At 39.4% G+C, this 18,997-nt stretch carries 19 protein-coding genes and 1 pseudogene; 13 read left to right on the top strand and 7 right to left on the bottom strand.

What is annotated here, in order from left to right:
- Positions 1–47: 47 nt before the first annotated feature.
- Positions 48–260 (top strand): DUF1737 domain-containing protein, encoded by a 213-nt coding sequence (locus EG365_RS07330; protein WP_000781166.1) that lies wholly within the window; start codon positions 48–50, stop codon positions 258–260.
- Positions 261–489: 229 nt separating this feature from the next.
- On the top strand, positions 490–2,679 hold the full coding sequence (locus EG365_RS07335) for a TonB-dependent receptor (RefSeq protein ID WP_004644127.1): 2,190 nt from the start codon (positions 490–492) through the stop codon (positions 2,677–2,679).
- Between the two features lie 50 nt (positions 2,680–2,729).
- Here EG365_RS07335 and pyrE read toward each other — a convergent pair whose 3' ends face one another.
- Complete coding sequence (gene pyrE, locus EG365_RS07340) at positions 2,730–3,380, bottom strand: orotate phosphoribosyltransferase (protein ID WP_000211303.1); 651 nt, start codon at positions 3,378–3,380, stop codon at positions 2,730–2,732.
- A gap of 38 nt (positions 3,381–3,418) precedes the next feature.
- On the opposite strand from pyrE, the gene EG365_RS07345 reads away from it, so the two are divergent.
- On the top strand, positions 3,419–4,243 hold the full coding sequence (locus tag EG365_RS07345; protein WP_000612365.1) for an exodeoxyribonuclease III: 825 nt from the start codon (positions 3,419–3,421) through the stop codon (positions 4,241–4,243).
- Positions 4,244–4,698: 455 nt separating this feature from the next.
- The gene (locus EG365_RS07350; RefSeq protein WP_000913165.1) at positions 4,699–5,049 is read left to right on the top strand and encodes an arsenate reductase; all 351 of its coding nucleotides are present in this window, start codon (positions 4,699–4,701) and stop codon (positions 5,047–5,049) included.
- A 38-nt stretch (positions 5,050–5,087) separates the two neighbouring features.
- Here the strand turns inward: EG365_RS07350 and EG365_RS07355 are convergent, their stop codons facing one another.
- On the bottom strand, positions 5,088–5,525 hold the full coding sequence (locus tag EG365_RS07355; protein ID WP_000717015.1) for a DUF2147 domain-containing protein: 438 nt from the start codon (positions 5,523–5,525) through the stop codon (positions 5,088–5,090).
- A 149-nt stretch (positions 5,526–5,674) separates the two neighbouring features.
- On the opposite strand from EG365_RS07355, the gene EG365_RS07360 reads away from it, so the two are divergent.
- Together EG365_RS07360 and EG365_RS07365 are read left to right on the top strand one after the other, a co-directional pair.
- Positions 5,675–6,586, top strand: a complete 912-nt coding sequence (locus EG365_RS07360) for an alpha/beta hydrolase (RefSeq protein ID WP_001025106.1) — start codon at positions 5,675–5,677, stop codon at positions 6,584–6,586.
- A gap of 175 nt (positions 6,587–6,761) precedes the next feature.
- Positions 6,762–7,963, top strand: a pseudogene (locus EG365_RS07365) (GGDEF domain-containing protein).
- On the opposite strand, the gene dsbD reads toward EG365_RS07365, so the two are convergent.
- The 4 genes from dsbD to EG365_RS07385 all read right to left on the bottom strand — a co-directional run bounded on the left by dsbD (position 7,955) and on the right by EG365_RS07385 (position 11,632).
- Positions 7,955–9,769: a protein-disulfide reductase DsbD gene (gene dsbD / locus EG365_RS07370; protein ID WP_000733835.1), complete on the bottom strand. Its 1,815-nt coding sequence runs from the start codon at positions 9,767–9,769 to the stop codon at positions 7,955–7,957. The pseudogene EG365_RS07365 and the gene dsbD sit on opposite strands and share 9 nt — an antisense overlap.
- 28 nt (positions 9,770–9,797) lie before the next feature.
- On the bottom strand, positions 9,798–10,565 hold the full coding sequence (locus EG365_RS07375) for a transporter (protein ID WP_001218018.1): 768 nt from the start codon (positions 10,563–10,565) through the stop codon (positions 9,798–9,800).
- Positions 10,566–10,577: 12 nt separating this feature from the next.
- Entirely contained in the window at positions 10,578–11,123 is a 546-nt protein-coding gene (locus tag EG365_RS07380; protein ID WP_000958427.1) for an ankyrin repeat domain-containing protein, read from the bottom strand.
- 158 nt (positions 11,124–11,281) lie between these two features.
- Positions 11,282–11,632 (bottom strand): HPF/RaiA family ribosome-associated protein, encoded by a 351-nt coding sequence (locus EG365_RS07385; protein ID WP_001019316.1) that lies wholly within the window; start codon positions 11,630–11,632, stop codon positions 11,282–11,284.
- Between the two features lie 252 nt (positions 11,633–11,884).
- On the opposite strand from EG365_RS07385, the gene puuE reads away from it, so the two are divergent.
- From puuE to EG365_RS07410, 5 genes are all read left to right on the top strand, one after another.
- Positions 11,885–12,850, top strand: a complete 966-nt coding sequence (puuE, locus tag EG365_RS07390) for an allantoinase PuuE (protein WP_000004725.1) — start codon at positions 11,885–11,887, stop codon at positions 12,848–12,850.
- Between the two features lie 99 nt (positions 12,851–12,949).
- Complete coding sequence (uraD, locus tag EG365_RS07395) at positions 12,950–13,453, top strand: 2-oxo-4-hydroxy-4-carboxy-5-ureidoimidazoline decarboxylase (protein ID WP_000477675.1); 504 nt, start codon at positions 12,950–12,952, stop codon at positions 13,451–13,453.
- On the top strand, positions 13,450–13,773 hold the full coding sequence (uraH, locus tag EG365_RS07400) for a hydroxyisourate hydrolase (RefSeq protein ID WP_000626025.1): 324 nt from the start codon (positions 13,450–13,452) through the stop codon (positions 13,771–13,773). The genes uraD and uraH overlap by 4 nt, the downstream gene beginning before the upstream one ends.
- Before the next feature lie 24 nt (positions 13,774–13,797).
- Positions 13,798–15,165 carry a nucleobase:cation symporter-2 family protein gene (locus tag EG365_RS07405; RefSeq protein ID WP_001016457.1) on the top strand — a complete coding sequence of 456 codons (1,368 nt, stop codon included), beginning with the start codon at positions 13,798–13,800 and terminating at the stop codon, positions 15,163–15,165.
- 121 nt (positions 15,166–15,286) lie between these two features.
- The gene (locus EG365_RS07410; protein ID WP_001176270.1) at positions 15,287–16,012 is read left to right on the top strand and encodes an outer membrane protein OmpK; all 726 of its coding nucleotides are present in this window, start codon (positions 15,287–15,289) and stop codon (positions 16,010–16,012) included.
- 52 nt (positions 16,013–16,064) lie between these two features.
- On the opposite strand, the gene hpxO is transcribed toward EG365_RS07410, so the two are convergent.
- Positions 16,065–17,222, bottom strand: a complete 1,158-nt coding sequence (gene hpxO / locus EG365_RS07415; RefSeq protein WP_001103543.1) for an FAD-dependent urate hydroxylase HpxO — start codon at positions 17,220–17,222, stop codon at positions 16,065–16,067.
- A 199-nt stretch (positions 17,223–17,421) separates the two neighbouring features.
- Between hpxO and alc the strand changes: the two genes are divergently transcribed.
- Positions 17,422–18,432: an allantoicase gene (gene alc, locus EG365_RS07420; protein WP_000212399.1), complete on the top strand. Its 1,011-nt coding sequence runs from the start codon at positions 17,422–17,424 to the stop codon at positions 18,430–18,432.
- Positions 18,429–18,932, top strand: coding sequence for an ureidoglycolate lyase (locus EG365_RS07425; RefSeq protein ID WP_000605494.1), 504 nt, complete (start codon positions 18,429–18,431; stop codon positions 18,930–18,932). The genes alc and EG365_RS07425 overlap by 4 nt, the downstream gene beginning before the upstream one ends.
- The last annotated feature ends 65 nt before the right edge of the window (positions 18,933–18,997 follow it).

Below are 18,997 nucleotides of genomic sequence, written 5' to 3' on the forward strand. Positions count from 1 at the left end.
AATTCAGTTAAACTACTCCCATAAAATATTATTTTTAAAGGCTAAAGATGAAACTTTATCGCTATTTAACTGGACCTGATGACTCTGCTTTTTGTGCACGAGTGACTAAAGCACTTAATCATGGTTGGGAGCTCTATGAAGCACCTACTATGACTTTTAATGGCTCTCAAGTCATTGTAGGCCAAGCGATTTGCAAAACAATTGACGAAAATTATGATCCAGAAATGGATATTTTAGATGTTCTCAAAAATAATGCGTGATTTTAGAGGGGGCATTTTTATCAATAAAAAGCCCCCTCTAAAACCTAATTAACAAGAAAAACTAATGAGTCAACTCAATAAGTCCTTTAATTTGCTAATTAACTTCCTAAAAATCAGTTAATAAAAAATAAATATGCCATTTTTTAAGTTAATAGTTCTTTTATTCTAAACAATTAAATGATTATAATTATCATTTATACTTTTATTTTTGTTAATTGATTTTATTTTTATGTTAAGAATTTCTATATCATCTCCCCAAATTAAGGGTTCATTCCCGCTCAGCTTACTCAGTTTAATGATTTTAAATATTCAAGGTGCTAACGCCGAGGAATTAATTGAATTCTCATCAAAAGCCGCAGCCACCATGCCAACCATAAAAATCGAGGCCATGAGTGAGCTCGACCCGATTAAAAGCTATATCGACTATGACAAAGCCAATGTCACACGTAATGGTTTAGACAAAAAAGATATTCCCCAAACTATTGATACCATTGATGTGCAGAAATATAAAATTTATGGATCGAATGACTTAAGCGTCATGCTGCAAGGTACACCAGGTGTATCAACCAGTTACGATATGCGTGGTGATGGGATCACGATTCGTGGTTTTGGTGCTGATACAGGTGATATTTACCGTGATGGCATACGTGAAAGCGGACAAGTACGCCGCAGTACAGCCAATATCGAACGTATAGAAATTTTAAAAGGCCCCGCTTCGGTTTTATATGGCCGTAGTGCTGGCGGCGGGGTTGTAAATATGGTGAGTAAATTCGCCAATTTTGACTCTAAAAGTTCAGTTGGCGCATATACGGGTTCATACGATAACTACGGAACAACCGCTGACATCAACCAAGTACTTAATGACAATTTAGCAGTGCGTTTGACTGGAGAATATGGTGAGGCAGGCAGCTTCCGCTCTGGTATTGAAAATAAGATTGAGATGTTTTCCCCAAGCTTTACCTATAAAAATGACGATGGAAAGCTGACTTGGACCACACAATATACCTATGACAAATTAGGTCGAGTTCCTGACCGTGGACCAACACGTGACAACTTGCCTGCGGGAACTTCAATTAAAATGGGATTTGCTCAAGACGGCGATTATGTTGATGATATTTTGCAAGTCGTTCGCTCCGATGTGAATTATGAATATGCGCCTGATTGGAACTTCCACTGGGCGGCAAGTTACCGACAAGCAGAACAGAACTTTGACCACTTTTATTTTGGAAATTATTGTGGTTTAGATGAAAAAAACTCAAAGAATGAGGCTTGTACAAAAAAAGGTTACATCGATCAAATTTACTACTGGCAACAAACCAGCAATAAGACCACCACCAATACATTTGATATTAAAGGAAAGTTCAAGACAGGCCAGCTTGAACACCAAATTATGGTTGGTACAGACTGGACTTATGAACAACGAGAGCCACGTCTAGCCAATAAAACTCAAAATGGGTCAGCTATTTATGGTTACGTTAATCCAATCACTGGTGAACGAGAGTACAGTCGTGGCAATGGCCCATTAAAGATTAGTCAGCATAACTATAATGAAGGCACAACTTACGGCGTATTTATTCAAGATTTAATTGGTCTAAATGACCAACTTAAACTTATGATGGGACTCCGCTACGATTACTTCGACTTTTCAACTACTAACAAAATTAAGAATGAACTTCGTAATGTAAAAGACAGTACTTTTAGCCCAAATGTTGGCTTGGTATGGCAACCAGTTCCTGAACATAGCTTTTATACGTCTTACTCTAAAAGCTTCGCACCATTTGGTGGACAAATGGGTGTCAACCAAGTTACTGGAAGTACCGATGTCGCGAAAATGGATAAAGAGCCTCAATATAACGAGCAATATGAAGTTGGGGTAAAAAGTGAATGGTTCGATAATCGTTTAAATACTCAATTTTCTGTCTTTGATATTCGTAAAAATAATATTCGTTATAAACCGAATCCTAACAGTGAACCAGAGGTATGGGCAACTGCTGGTCAACATCAATCTCGTGGTCTCGAATTTAGTTTTATTGGCCGTGTACTTGATAATGTCTTTGTTCGCGGTGGGTATGGCTATACCGATGCAAAAGTAAAAGAAGACAAGCAAAATCCTGAACGTGAAGGCAACTATTTAGCAAACACATCTAAGAACACCGGTAATTTATTTGTTCGTTATTTACCAACCGAGCAGTGGTATACCGAGGTGGGCGTGACCTATGTGGGTTCTTATTATCCAAATATTAATAATCAAGTAAAAATGGAAGGCTTCAATCGTGTCGATGCAGCGATTGGCTATAGTGCCGACCCTTGGAATGTCACACTTGCGGTAAATAACCTAACCAATAAAGAGTACTGGCGTTCGGACAGTATGCCAGGCACACCACGTAATGTGTTATTGCGTTTAAATTATCAGTTTTAAGTAAGTATTAAAAAGGCATACCCCTATTTTAGAGGTATGCTTTTTTATTTTTAGATACCATATTTCTCGCGATAAGCTTGCATGTTTGCTAGCGCTTCTTTTTCGCCTTTTGCTTCTAAATAATCCATTAAGTCCTTCATGGTAATAAGAGCATGTACAGGTATTTCTAATTCTTTTTGAACTTCTTGAATTGCAGAAAGTTCACCTTGCCCACGTTCTTGACGATCTAGCGCAACCAACACACCCGCAATAGTTGCACCGGCATTTTTCAAAATCGTTACCACTTCGCGAATCGCTGTGCCTGCGGTAATCACGTCATCAATGATCCAGACTTTTTTACCTTCAACCGCAGCACCGACTAAAACACCGCCTTCACCATGATCTTTTGCTTCTTTACGGTTAAAGCCCCATGGCACGCTCTTGTTATGTGTTTGCGATAAAGCAACAGCAGTCGCAGCTACAAATGGAATACCTTTGTAAGCTGGTCCAAAAATCACATCAACATTTTCACATTGTGTTAATTTATCGGCATAGCCTTGTGCTAAAAGAGATAAAGCTTCACCATCGTTGAGTAGGCCTGCATTAAAAAAATAAGGACTCACGCGTCCAGATTTTAAAGTAAACTCACCAAATTTAAGCACACCGCGTGATAATGCGAGTTCGATAAATGCTTGCGGGTGAAATGACACAGGCGTTGTCATGAGGTGCTCCAAATTCACAATTGAGGTTAAATTTTCGCATGATACCAAAGGATCAGTATCCAAGTGATGTAAAAATTCTTCGAGTCGTTTCCATTAACGTAAATGGCTTACGTTCTTCAGTGACGAAAGGCTTACTTGAATGGTTAGAACAATCAGATGCCGATGTCGTATGCATGCAGGAAAGCCGCATTACCCATGAACAATGGACTGAGAAATTTAGACCCGAGGGATGGCATACCCATCTCTTTCCAGCAGAGCGTGCAGGCTACGCAGGTACTGCAATTTATAGCCGCTTACCCTTTGTCTCTATTAAAGATGGTTTAGGGTTTGAATTGGCCGATAGTCAAGGCCGCTTCATTTCTGCCGAATTCGATTTAGGTTTGTCACATCCCGTACATATTGCATCATTATACTTACCTTCAGGCTCAAGTGGTGAAGAAGCGCAAGCACGTAAAGATTTATTTTTAGGTGAATACGCCAAAATCTTGAAACAATGGCGTGATGAGAATAAGTCCATCATTATTTGTGGCGATTACAACATTGTTCATAAACGGATTGATATTAAAAACTGGTCTGGCAACCAAAAGTCGTCTGGCTGTTTACCACATGAGCGTGCTTGGCTTGACCACATTTATGATGAACTTGGTTATGTCGATACTTTCCGTGTTGTAAGAACAGAAGCGGAATTGTATTCATGGTGGTCAAATCGCGGACAAGCGCGTGCGAAAAATGTAGGTTGGCGTATTGACTATCACGCATGTTCACCAGACTGGAAAGCGCGCACTGTAAATGCATGGGTCTATAAAGATCAATGGTTTAGTGACCATGCTCCAGTTATTATCGACTATAAAATTCAAGAATAAGTGAACACATGTTCACTTACATTGTCGTTTTTGCTTACAACACATGTCGCTTTTGAGTATTTTTCTTACACATGTTTAACGGCATTATAGCCCCACGGCACAGGGAAGCAGTCAGGATGACGCAAAAGGATAGGACGCCGTAGGAAGATAAAATAAACTTAAGATAAGTTTATTTGCAAGGATGTGACAATGGACGTTGAAATGAGACCCGCATGATCAGGATGATTAAATGCGGGTTTTCTCTTTTCTATCTCTTATTTTTTGCGCTACGTTCTTTTAGTTTTTAATTTATTCTTATTAAGCTCATTATTACCTTGTCTTATGACAATAACATGACATTCTTTATTGTTTTAATCATTATTTTTCATTTGTTTTAAAAGTATCTGTATAAAGTAGTGCTCAAATGCATTTTGGGTTAGGCTGTGTGTTCTTTCTTTTTGACATGGTCCGATAAAATGTTAAAAATTTATGGTATTAAAAACTGTAACTCGATGAAAAAAGCATTTGATGCTTTACAAGCAAAAGGTTTGAGCTACGAATTTCACGATTATAAAAAACAAGGGATCGATGCCGATACTCTAAAAATCTGGTTAAAAGAAATTGGACAAGATACGGTGCTCAACAAGAAAGGTACCACGTGGAAAAAACTATCTGAAGAAGAACAAACGCGTGCTTTAAGCAGTGAAGATCATCTTATTGAAGCGCTAATTGCTCAGCCAAGCTTAATCAAGCGACCAGTTCTACAGACCTCTAAAGGGTTTCTTGTGGGCTTTGATGAAACGGCCTATCAAAACTTAAGTGCATAAAAAAACGAGCCCAATGGCTCGTTTTTTTATTTAGGCTTTTAGTTCGCACGAATCCAAGTTTGGTTACGGCCCAATGCTGAGACGCCAATATAACCACGTAATTTAAGCTTCTTACCGCCCTCAGCCAACTCACCTTTTAATTTGTAAGTTTTGCCAGATTTCGGGTCTAAAATTGTACCGTTTTCATAACTGTTGCCACCTACATTTTTTAGATTATGTACAATGGTCACACCTTTAAGCGGTTTGTTTTTATACGGACCTTCACATTTTGTACAAGCGTTTTCTTCACCTGGTGTCAAAATGTTTTGAATGGTTGCAGTTAAGGTTCCATCCTTCTGTTCCGTAAATTTTACTACGGCTTTGGGCTTATTGGTTTGGTCATCAATCGTTTTCCATACCGTTCCGTTTAGTGGGTCAGCCGCATTGGCAAATGCAGCCATACCAACAAGTCCTAAAGCTAAAGCAATCTTTTTCATTTTTGTAATATCCTTGGGTCTTCCAAGACTTCAGTATTCAAAACTCGCAACGATATTGCAATTTTTGAATGTGACTGTTTCGTGTAACCTTGTAACCTTGAAAAATAAAATTTATAGGGAAACAAGTAATTAACATAAGCGGATACTATATGAATATACCTAATGTTTTAAAATATTATTTCACAGAAACATTTCTTAAAACAGCAATTCGCAAACCAAGTCAGTTGAATTTACCTCCAACTGCTCTGCGCCCTATGCTTGAACAACTTTGCCGAGCATTCCCAAAACAAAAAAATGTAACCGTTCGACCAATTCGACTTGCTGGCATTAAGGGTGAAGAAATTAAAGCTCAAGATTCAGCGACCCAGCTTATTTTTCATATTCACGGCGGCGCCTTTTTTTTAGGAAGTTTAAAAACACATCATGCGTTCATGACAGATTTGGCTGCTCGTACCCAAATGCAAATTATTCATGTGGACTATCCACTTGCACCCGAGCATCCATATCCTGAGGCAACTGAGGCCTTATATGACGTCTATCAATCGTTATTAGTTCAAGGTATCCAGCCTAAAGATATTATTTTATCTGGTGACTCTTGTGGAGCTAATTTGGCTTTGGCACTTTGCTTACGTTTAAAAGAACAACCCGAACTTATGCCAAGTGGCCTGATTTTATTGTCACCTTTTCTAGATTTAACCCTAACCAGTGAGTCTTTAAGATTTAACCAAAAACATGATGCCCTACTTTCTCTTGAAGCTCTTCAGATCGGTATTCAACATTATATTGGCAATCATATTGCGGCAGATGACCCGCGTGTTTCACCTATTTTCGATAACTTAGAAGGTTTACCGCCAACATTAGTTCAGGTTGGTTCAAAAGAAATTTTATTAGACGATGCCAAACGTTTTAGAGAGAAAGCTGAAGAAGCAGGTATCAAAGTACACTTTAAACTTTACACAGGCATGTGGCATAACTTCCAAATGTTTAATGCTTGGTTCGAAGAAGCAAAACAGGCGATGGCGGATATTGCTGAGTTTGCTCATGAACTTGATAAGACGTAATCAAAATGAAGAAGTGACAAATTTAAAATTTGTCACTTCTTCTTATTTTTCACAATCCAAATCATGAGGTTTAATTTATGAATCATGGTATGTTTAGGTTATGAATCCTTCAAACTCTCCCTCTTTAGGATGATCTGACGAAGAGACATCTCTATTTAGGAGTTCCTTTATTATTATGAAAATTCGTTTAATCACTCGTCCTATAAATAAAATAAAACAGGTGATTCTCGATTTCATCCATCACAATCACATTATTAACTGGACCCCATTACAAAAAAGCGCATTAATGCTTACCCTCGCCTGCGCAATGAATTTTAGTTGGATTTTATGGAAAGGCTATATTTTAATTACTCCTACTGTTTGGCAATGGGCAAACCTATCTTTAGTTGAATCACAAATCTGGCTGAATTTACTGACCTTATTTTTATTAGCTGTACTCATTATTCCTTGTTATCGCTACAAAGACCAAGCTTGGGCGCAAAAAATTGTGCCTTTAATTAGTGTACAAGCCTTTATGTTGATGTTGTGCCACGATGGATATTTAATTGGTAGTATCAGCCCTGCCACAATGGTGGGTTACGTAGGCACTATTGGCGTAGGTTTGTAGGTTTGGTTTTATTTGAAAGAAAAATTGTTTATAGCGCTTTTATACCTGCAACTATTATTCTAGCGGTATGTACATATTTAAGTATGACGGGGGTTATTTCATATGCTCCCCTATTTAATTTTACAGCGATACGGCATGCCCAAACCAATCCATTTTGGCTAGGAAGTATGCTGTTTTTTATTATGCCCATTTTAGTGGCGTGTTTTATTTTATTTGAAATATTGCTGACCCAATGGCGTCAACGAGAAACCTATATTCAACGTTTAAGCCAAATCGACCCGTTAACTAATGTCTTAAATAGACGAAGCTTAAACACCCATCTTGAAGCACTTCATGAACAGCAATTTGATTATGCCGTGATACTTCTTGATATCGATCATTTTAAAAAAATTAATGATATATACGGACATCACCAAGGTGATCAGGTTTTGATTGAAATTGCTCAATGTCTTTCTGAAAATTTACGTAATGAAGACATCATTGGTCGATTTGGTGGAGAAGAATTTATTTTATTACTTCCTCATACCGATATTATTCAAGCAGAAAAAATTGCCGAACGTTGCCGGCAAGCTTTACAAGAATTGACTATCTTCAATAATCAAAATATCCAAATTCATGTAAGTGCCAGCTTTGGCATCAGCAGTTCCGCATTTGCAAATGACCCCTATCTTGTGATTAGACAAGCCGATCAAGCGCTCTATGCGGTAAAGGCCTCTGGGCGTAATCAAGTACGCACTTTTCACCAACTACCTCAGATCAAATCAATTTGAATCTTTAGCTTTTGATAAGCTTCCCAGCTGTTGTAAAAGCTCTTGCTGACTAAATGCGCCTGTTAAACGTAAAGAACGAATTTCTTGCTGTTGCTTGTTTAAAAAGAGATATGTAGGAGGCCCAAGAATATTCCATTGTTTGAGTAGAGCTTCATGTGATTGGTCATAATGACTCAAATCAAGCTTAATGAGATAGTAAGGCGCAAGAGCCGCCTGAACCTCAGGTGCTTTTAAAATACGATGTTCAATAGGCTGACAAGCCACACACCAATCGGCATAGACATCAACAACAATAGCCCGATCAGCAGGAGCTGCTGCTAAAATCTTTTGAAAGTCTGCTGCCGTGGTCGCCACATGCCACTCAGCCATATGCTCAGAATTTTGTAAGCTACGATTTTGAATATGTTGATACTGGTTATAAACCACAAATGGCGTTACCAATAAAAGTAGGAGCGCATAAAGCCACTGTAACTGCCCTTTTTTCCAAAAGAACTGATACAGCGCATAGATAATAAAAGCCAGCCCAAGTACACAACTAAGTGCTTGCATCCCCCAATCTGGTAATAAAGGACGGATGAAATAAAGGCTTAACCCCAACATCAGAAAAGCAAAAATCACTTTAATCTGATGCATCCAGTCGCCCGCTTTAGGTAAAAACTTTGCACCTAAAACACTCGCGATGAGTAAAGGTATTCCCATGCCAAAACCGAGACAGAATAAAAGCAAAGCACCTTGCCATTGACTCTGGGTTTGAGAAATAAATAATAAAGTTCCAGCCAAAGGCGCAGTCATGCATGGGCCAACCAAGAGCGCAGAAACCACGCCCATAACGCCTGCACCAACTAAAGTGCCGCCTTGTTGCATAGACTGAATACGATCAAGGCGATTTAACCAAGTTTGCGGTAACCGAAGCTCAAAAAGCCCAAACAGATTTAGCGCAAAAACCACAAACAACAAACTAAACGCAATAAGAGTAGCAGGCTGTTGTAGCCAGCGTTGGAAATTTAAACCCGCTGAAGAAGCAATCAAGCCTAGACCTGCATAGACCAATGCCATACTACACACAAAAGTAAGTGCAATCGTCCAAGCTTTTAAACCTTTGTGATCTCGGATAATTAATGAAGTTAAAATCGGCAGCATTGGTAAAGAGCATGGCGTAAATGCAAGCAGCATGCCTAAACCTAAAAATAATAAAACACCATACCAAAGCGAGTGTTCAATTAACTTTGCTGACCAAACCTGATCTTGGGCAATCTCTGGAGCAGCTCCTTCAGCTTGAGTAGCTGAACTCTGATTCTCTAAAGACTCCGTAGAGCTTGATGCTTGTGTATTTGCCAAATCTAATAAGCGTTTTGGTGCTGCACCTGCCTGATTTTGCAGACCGACCAGACCATCTGCGTCAGTTTGAAACTTAATAGTTTGTGGCGGATAACAAATACGGTCTTTGGCACAGCCTTGCCAAGTTACTGTGTAGTGCTCTGAAGGCTTGGTTTTAATCTGGAAGTTGACTTGATGGTAATAAACTTGGCTTTGGCCATAGTTCTCATCATATTGAGAAACCGCTTTAGGCAAATTTAAAGTTAAAGGCTGATTGCCCTGTTGTACGGTAAATTTATGCTGATATAAATAATAATTCGGCTGAATCTGCCACGATAACTTTGCGGTATGCGGTTGTGGCGATTCAACCGAAAATGAAAAAGCCTGTTCGGGTGACAATAACTTATCTTCTGCAAAGACAAACTGACTTAATACAAAAGTAGTGGCTACTAGAAAATAAATAATTCCCTGAGAAATAAGCTTTTTCATCAATAATAATGAGTTCAAGTTAGTCTGATCAGAATAAGAATGCCATGCCTAAGCCACCTTTGTAGCTCTTATCTTGACCTTCTAAGTCCACACCAATATTTGCATCAAGTTGAGTGCGGTTATTTACTGCGTAAACTAAACCTGTTCCTAAACCATATTGGTAGTCTTGGCTTTCAGCTTTACGATAAACAAATTCAGAATATCCTGAAAGTTTGCCCGCAATCTTATAATTGATGGTTGGAATTGCAGTCACTGCCCAGTTACTGTTTTGTACTTCATAACGCATGGTAATAGAAGTATCCAACAAATCATTATATTTATAAGCTACTGCTGAACTTAAACTATATATATCGTCATGGGCAGTAAACTCATCATTACCTGTTGCGATAACAGCTTCAGCCAATACAGCCATTGTTAAATTTTCATCATTTAAATCAATCGCTTTTTTTAAGCCGATGCTTACATCGCCAAAACCTGAGTTATCCGTTTTTTTACCAGCACGTTTAGTTTGAGTCCATGCCGGACCTTGCCAGCCTAATTGCAATTCCAAACCATCAGCTAAACCTGTACGGAATAACATATCCTCATTTACAGTAACTGTTTTTTCTTTAACGCCATCAACAGTTGTCTCTGTATAGGTTGCACTTGGTAAACCTTGTTCCCATGCTAATTTACCAACTGGCGTAATGCCTGTTCCAAAGCCTGAACCCGGACGATCAAACGAGAACTCTGCGGCAAAAGTACTTCCTGCAGCAACGGCGGTCAGAGCAAAAGTTAAAATTTGAAATATTCTCATTCTATTATCCAATCAAGTAGTTAATTCTTTTGACATTTTTGCTCCATGACGGCGCAATAACTCTAGTGTTTCACGCTCTTCTTGAAGCGCTTCTGACCAATCTATTTCATCAAAATCACAATCAAAGAACAACTGACTGATTGAAGATAAAATGGTGAGTCCTTCTTCATCACGTGTGTTTGGATCAACTTTTTCATCTAGCAAGCGCTGAACTGCTGGTGCACATGCTGAACTTGCTGCATCCCATAGTGGACCATAAAACTCTTCTGCATCCCAAAGATGAACATTTGCCTTTGCCTGAATGAGGGCTTCAAGAATATCGAGATAAACTTGCAGGGCTTGCTGTTTTTCTTCTTGTGATAATGGAGTTCCCGCTTCATACGCTTCAGAGACGTCTTCCCACCATTTAAAAATTCCATCACAAATAATGGACACTGGCGGTCCTTGTTCCGGATCAATGAAATTCGGATCAAGACCCTCAGCAAGTAATTTTTGTACTTGCGCGAGTTCTAATTCTTCTATGGCTTTAATTAAAGCCTGCTGTTGGGTGGTTAACATGACCATCTCTCAAAAATATATTAGCGCTATTATGCCTAATCTCTACTGAAGATTTTAGAGGTCAACGCTATTGCATTGCAAACCTAAAGTTGTGAAGAGTTTTTATTGGACTTTTTATGTATTCATAAAAAAAGCCCCGAAGGGCTTTTTAGTGTTTTTTAAACTTCATCATCAATGAATTCTGGTTGACCACCTCTCGGGTGTTCTTTTTTCTCAAAGGTATGTTCAAGGCTACGTTTTAGCTTTTCAATCGCGCCATGAATTGAAGCGTCAATATTTCCTGCTTTATGGTGCACTGCAACTGGTTTTAAGCCAGAAGGACGTGCTTCGATCATACAGTGGATATCTTTGTCTCCACCTTTGTCCCCATTTTCATCACTAAAATGAACCGAGAAATGTGTAATACGTTCGCTATGACGTTGGAATTCTTGAGTAAGTTCTGCACGTACATAAGTAATTAAACGTTCACTATTATGGATGTTTTTATCTGTGCGGATTTCAATATTCATAAATACCATCCTCTCTTTCTTACTGTGGATCTTTTCTATGCAAAACTTTTTTATGTTGGCATGTTTTAAGCATGCATGAACTGACTTCAATTGTACATTTTGATGGTGTAATGGTTTGTTATCTCCTGACTTAAACGTACTGCTTTTAATTTATTTTGAAGATCTTCATACCTTCAATATCAGTCCATCTATAAAAATATGCAAGCTGATTTTTTAAATTTTTATGAAAAATTGAACAAAAGGAGAGCAATTGTGTCCGAATCTTATCTATCTGGAGCAGAACTTATTGAGCAGATTCAAAAGTCTCCTTATTCACGTGATTTAATCGGTTATCACGGACAGTCTCCAGAGGTGAAATGGCCTAATAATGCTAAGGTTGCCGTGCAATTTGTGCTGAATTATGAAGAAGGTGGCGAAAAACATATTGAACACGGTGACGAAGGTTCAGAGCAGTTTTTATCCGAGATTATTGGCGCTGCAAGTTACCCAGCCAAACATATGTCGATGGACTCTATGTACGAATATGGTTCACGTGCTGGTTTTTGGCGCATTCATAATGAGTTTCAACGGCGCAAGCTCCCCATGACCATTTTTGGAGTAGCAATGGCGCTTGTTCGCAACCCTTATATTGTAGAGGCAATTAAACAGGCCGATTACGATGTGGTTTCTCATGGCTATCGCTGGCTTCATTATCAAGAGACTGATCTTGAAGTCGAAAAACAGCATATGGAACAAGCCTTATCTGTTTTAGAAAACTTGTTTGGAAATAAAACTATAGGTTGGTACACCGGACGTGATAGCCCCAATACGCGTCAGTTGCTTGCAGAGTTCCCGCAAATACAATACGACTCTGATTATTATGGTGATGACCTGCCTTTTTGGACCACACTTACCGATACGGCGGGTGCGTCACGACCTCATCTGATTATTCCTTATACTTTGGAATGTAACGACATGAAGTTCTGCTCACCAGGTGGATTTAATAGCTCAGAACAGTTTTTTCAATATTTAAAAGATAGTTTTGATGTGTTGTATGCCGAGGGAGAAACTGCACCAAAAATGATGTCTATTGGAATGCACTGCCGTATTTTAGGGCGTCCGGGTCGTTTTAAAGCATTACAAAGATTCCTAGACTATATTGAAATGCATGATCGTGTTTGGGTATGTCGCCGTCAGGATATTGCAGAATATTGGTATAAAAATCACATAAATCAATAATTGATTATTAATTTTCCAAATTCTTAAGCAAATCTCACATCACTCTTGGCACTGTTATTGCTAAAACTCTATATCACGACAATGAGTTTAGGAATAACAGTGTTTTTAGCCGAGTTTAATCAAGCCCCACCCGACCAACTCAAGACTCTGTTAAACAACTGCGTCCATATTCCTGTATGGGCCGAAAAAATTATTTCAGAACGTCCCTACTCATCAACTTCAGTACTTTTAGGGTATGCAGAACAATTAAGCCACACATGGTCATGGCAAGAGATTCAGGCCGCATTAGCCACCCATCCAAAAATTGGTGAAAGACAGGCAAAAAAACAGCTCAATGCAAAAGAGCAAAATTTTTCAGCCCAAGAACAAGCTGGCATTTCCTTAGATGAACAAACACAACAAGCCCTGCTGCAAGGTAATATCGAGTATGAGCAGAAGTTTGGTTTTATTTTTCTAATTAAAGCCGCAGGCCTCAGTAGCAACGAGATTTTAAAAAAACTCCATCAACGTCTTCAAAACAACTTAGCTATTGAAAAAACAATTGTACATGAGCAACTCGCTGCAATTGCTCTATTACGTCTATCTCAGGAAGTACAAGCATGATCAGCACTCATATTTTAGATACGAATTTAGGTAAACCGGCGGAACAGGTCGAAGTGAAGTTGTTTCATGCAGCCACTCATGAACTGATAGCGACTGCAATTACCAACCAAGATGGGCGAGTGAGTGATTTTGGAATAAAAAACTTAGGTAAAGGTGCTTATCAACTTGAATTTGAAGTTGCCCCTTATTTTTCATCACAGCAAATCAAAACCTTTTTTCCCCGTGTTTGTATTCAATTTTTCATAGAAGACACCACTCAGCATTACCACATTCCATTACTGATCAGCCCGTTTGCTTACTCCACTTATCGCGGCAGCTAACTCAAATATAAATAGGAGAAAAATATGAATCATCAGCAAAAGAATGCGATTTCTCCAGAGCATGAATATTTAGGAATTTCCAAAAGTTTTGCTTACGGCTTACAGCATGTGCTCACCATGTATGGGGGCATTGTAGCCCCGCCACTGATTATTGGAACGGCAGCTGGCTTAAGCGCAGCACAAGTCGGAATGCTCATTGCAGCAGCCTTATTTGTAGGCGGGTTGGCAACTCTCATACAAACCATCGGAACCAAATATCTAGGGGCAAAATTACCTCTGGTGCAAGGTGTGTCTTTTGCTGGTGTGGCAACCATGGTTGCTATTATCACTACAGGCGGTGGTTTACCTGCTGTCTACGGCGCGGTTATTGCCGCATCTTTAATTGGACTATGCCTTGCGCCTTACTTTTCAAAAATTATTCGTTTTTTCCCACCTGTTGTGACGGGATGTGTCATCACGATTATTGGGTTATCTCTGTTACCCGTTGCGATTCGCTGGATGATGGGTGGCAACAACAAAGCACCTGATTGGGGTAGCGTCGAGAATATCTCTTTAGCTTTGCTGACCTTAGGCATTGTGATTATTCTAAATATGCTGCCACAAGCAAGTATTCGCCGTTTATCAATTTTGTTGGCTATTGTTGCTGGTACTACCCTTGCCTACTTTATGGGTTTTGGAGATTTTAGTCAGGTGAGCTCAGGCGCATGGCTGCAATTTCCACACTTATTTGCATTTGGTTTACCAACTTTCGAGCTAAGTGCAATTTTATCGATGCTAATCGTTACTTTGGTGATTATGACGGAAACTACAGCCGATATTATTGCTGTCGGAGATATTGTAGGAACCCAAGTCGATTCAAAACGCATCGCCAATGGTGTACGTGCAGATATGTTTTCAAGTGCGATTGCTCCTATCTTTGGTTCATTCATGCAAAGTGCTTTTGCCCAAAATGTTGGACTGGTGGCAATTACAGGTATCAAAAGCCGCTTTGTCGTGGCAGCAGGCGGAGTCATTCTGATTATTTTAGGTCTATTACCTGTTATGGGCCGCCTTATTGCGGCAATTCCTATGCCAGTACTTGGTGGTGCGGGTTTGGTCTTATTTGGGTCGGTTGCAGCAAGTGGAATTCGCACTTTGGCAAAAATTGATTATAACGATCAGAAAAATTTGATTATTGTAGCAACTGCTTTATCAGCTGGGATGATTCCAATTATTAACCATGAATTTTATGCTCATTTCCCAGTTTGGGTACAAACTTTGTTCCATTCGGGTATTAGTTCGACTTGTATCTTTGCTATCTTATTGAATTTGTTATTTAATCACTTACCTTCATTTCGCAGCTCGCGTACCCCTCATTTAAGCCAAACAATAAACACACGAAATACACATTAATGAGTTAGTTTTTAGCGCCCCACTTCGGTGGGCTTTTTTTTAATCGTTGATCAAATTTGGCTTCATTTTTGCTTAAGACCCTGTATCCTTAGCGTGCTTTATTTGGGGGGAGATCATTTAAATGCAATTAAAGCAACTTGCGGCGACTTGTGCCTTGTTATCTGCAACTGCCATGGTTCAGGCAAAACCAATCTGGCAAGATTTTAGCGTGACTGGACTTTATGGTGAAAACTATGAAGTTGTAGATGACAAAGAAACTACGATTACTTTGGAATATGCAGCAAAAGTTAAATATGCTGATGTATTTTTCTTTATGGACCGCATGCGTGGCGAAGATGACTATAAAAGTACTTACTTTGAGTTATCACCACGTTTAAGCTTAGGTGAAGTTTCTGGCAAAAAACTGGCGTACGGCCCAATTAAAGATGTGCTCATTAGTACCACTTGGGAGAGTAACTCTCAAAACGGCAATAACTTCGACAACTTCCTTTATGGTTTTGCAGTTGATTTAGATATCCCATATTTCCAATATGCGAATTTAAACTTCTACCGTGCGAATAATGAGAAAACTGACGACGATTATCAAATGACATTCGTTTACGGCATCCCATTAAAATTAGGATCTGAAGATTTCTTGGTAGATGGTTTCCTTGACTGGTCAACCGCTGAAGATGACCATGCAAGCGAGTTGAACTGGACCACTCAATGGAAATGGAATGTAGGTAAACACATTTCTCCTGATACACGTCTATACCTCGGTATTGAGCATTCAGTGTGGAATAACAAATTTGGTATTAAAGGTGCCGACGAGAATAACGTTAGTGCATTGGTTAAATACCACTTCTAAAATTTTTATTTAGAAGATAAAACAGCAAGGAAAATCCTTGCTGTTTTTGTTTTTAATCGAGTGGATTACCCACAATATTGCTAATAATCCCCTGCATAATATGTCCGCCTTGTTCACGGCGTAGTTCTGCATACCATGCCTGTGTGACCGTTTCATCTTTCATATGCGTTACGTCACAGCGTTTGCGCGCACGAAGCACCAATTCATTGGCACGTTCATTACGCTTGTTTTGATAGCGACGTAAAGCATCTTCTAGTCCCAAGGTGTTAATTTGCAAAGACCGCGCTAAATAAATCGCGTCTTCCATAGCTTGGCAACCGCCTTGCCCAATATCAGGTGTCGTGCTATGTGCAGCATCACCCAAAATCACCACACGACCTTTATAAAACTGTGTGAACGGTTCAATATCATGGATTTCTACCCGATTGGTTTTTTGTGGGTCTAAGCGCTCAATAAGCTGCTGTACTGGTTGACACCAATCAGCAAAGTATTGTTTTAAAAGTTTTTTATATTCATCTCGATTATTCTCTAACCCTGTTGGTAAAGGTACATCTAAAAAGAAATAAAAACGTCCATCCGCAACTGGCATCAGAGACGCGCGTTTACCCTCTCCTACATAAGTCGTCCATTGCTGAGCTGGTGCTAAATCTTCGGATATTTCAACCAGACCATTCCAGTTCACATAACCTGCATAGCGACGTTGTACCTGCTGACCTAACACATAGGCCCGAGTCATTGAATGCGTACCATCTGCCCCTATGAGTAAATCAGCCTGTGTTGAGCTACCATCAGCAAAATGAACCTCTACAAAATCAGTTTTATCTTCAAGGCTGACCATTTTTTTGCCTAAATAAATCTGATCTCGACCAAACTCATCCATTAACATATTTTGTAAATCGGCACGTGCAACCGGATAAGGGCGTTGTCCTACTTCTTCAATTAATGGTCGTAAACTGAATTGTGTCATCACATCTCCAGTTAAACCATCTACATAGGCCAAGTCATCCATTTGTCCACCAAGTTTGGCGATTTTCTCGGTTAATCCCAGATAATTTAGACATTTCACACCATTCGACCACAGCGAAATTGCGGCGCCGACCGGAAGAATCTTTTCAGTTTGCTCAAAAATACGAACTTGGTGACCAAATTTCTTTAATGCAATGCCTGTGGTTAGACCTCCCATTCCCGCACCAATAATCACCACATTCATAACACGCTCCTATAGATATTCACCTATAGGGTGCTTATGCTAAAAACATGCCATCGTTCAAAATTTATTTAGCTTTTCCACAAAACTGGCATGCACCATGCTTATATATTTATGTATAAAACTCATCTCAACACGCTCAGTGTGAGTGCAGTTTTAAATGAAAAATCATGTTTTTAACAAGAAATACGGATACTCCATTATGGCAACATTGCACGCTCCAGCTTTTGAACTTCCTGAAATTTTGAATACTAAAACAAATTTGGCAGATGCCCGAATTGGTGCACAAGTGATTGAGTGTTCAGATGATTTCTTTGCAGAAGCAAAGCGTATGCTGCAATTTGAAGCACCTATTTTTGTTGAAGATAAATTTGATGATCATGGCAAATGGATGGACGGTTGGGAGTCCCGCCGTAAGCGTCATGCAGGCTATGACTGGTGTATTGTGAAACTAGGTGTGAGTGGAAAAATCAGTGCACTTGATATCGACACCACGTTTTTTACAGGAAATTATCCTGCATCTGCATCATTAGAGGCATGTTATGCACCAAATGGTGACCTTACTGGGGTAACGTGGCAGAGTATTTTGGAAAATACAGAGCTAGGGCCGAGTCAACATCATATTTTTATGGTCAATAATGATGCAATTTTCACGCATATACGCCTCAATATTTTCCCAGATGGCGGTATTGCCCGTTTACGCGTTTATGGTGACGTTCATATTCAGGTGACCGACCACGAGCAGACTCTCGATTTATTGGCCTTAGAAAATGGCGGTCGTGTAATTGCTTATAGCGATGCGCACTTTGGACATCCACGTAATTTGATTAACCCAGGCCGTGGCGTCAACATGGGCGATGGGTGGGAAACCAAACGCCGCCGTGCACCAGGTTATGACTGGTGTATTCTTGCATTGGGTAAAAGCGGAAAAATTGAAAAAATTGAAATTGATACGGCGCATTTTAAAGGTAACTTTCCTGCTGAAGTTTCTATTCAGGCTGTCTACCTTGAAAATGCAACCGATGCACAGCTGATTCCACAAAGTATGTTTTGGTCTTACTTACTTGAAGCCCAACCTATGCAAATGGACCATATTCATGAATATATGAATGAAATTTTACAGCATGAAAAAGTCTCGCATATCCGTATTAATATGATTCCGGATGGTGGTATTAGCCGTGTCCGTTTATGGGGAAAAATTGCCAAGTCATGATCATGAAGAATATTCAAATTCAGCCTTTAACCATTGAGAACTTTCAGCCCTTCGGAGAAGTCATTTGTTGTGACGGGCATGATTTTTTTCATATTAATGATGCACACACCGAGCGCTACCATGCGCTCGTCGAAACTGAAATTGAAGGCGAAGCAAAGGCAGGAATTAGTATTTTCCGAAATATTAAGGCCAGTGTGTTACCTATGGAAATTTCAATGCTAGAGCGCCATCCGAAAGGCTCTCAAGCATTCATTCCATTACAGGAACAAAAATTTTTAATTATTGTGGCCCCTGCTTTAGATGAAAATACTCCTGATATTTCAAAACTATGTGCTTTTGTTTCGGATGGCAAGCAAAGTATCAATTATCGGGCAGGTACTTGGCATCATCCTTTGCTTACCTTTGAAGCACCGAGTGATTTTGCAGTAGTGGATCGAATTGGAGGCGGTGCAAATTGCGATATTTTTCAATTTCCAGAAGCTATAAAAATTACTGTCTAAATTAAAATAGACAAATCTGTCTATTTTTTAATTTAATAGTAGAACCCGTTGTGGTGATTTTCAAC

Source organism: Acinetobacter sp. FDAARGOS_494 (genome assembly GCF_003812225.1).
In the GTDB taxonomy this organism is placed as follows: domain Bacteria; phylum Pseudomonadota; class Gammaproteobacteria; order Pseudomonadales; family Moraxellaceae; genus Acinetobacter; species Acinetobacter baumannii.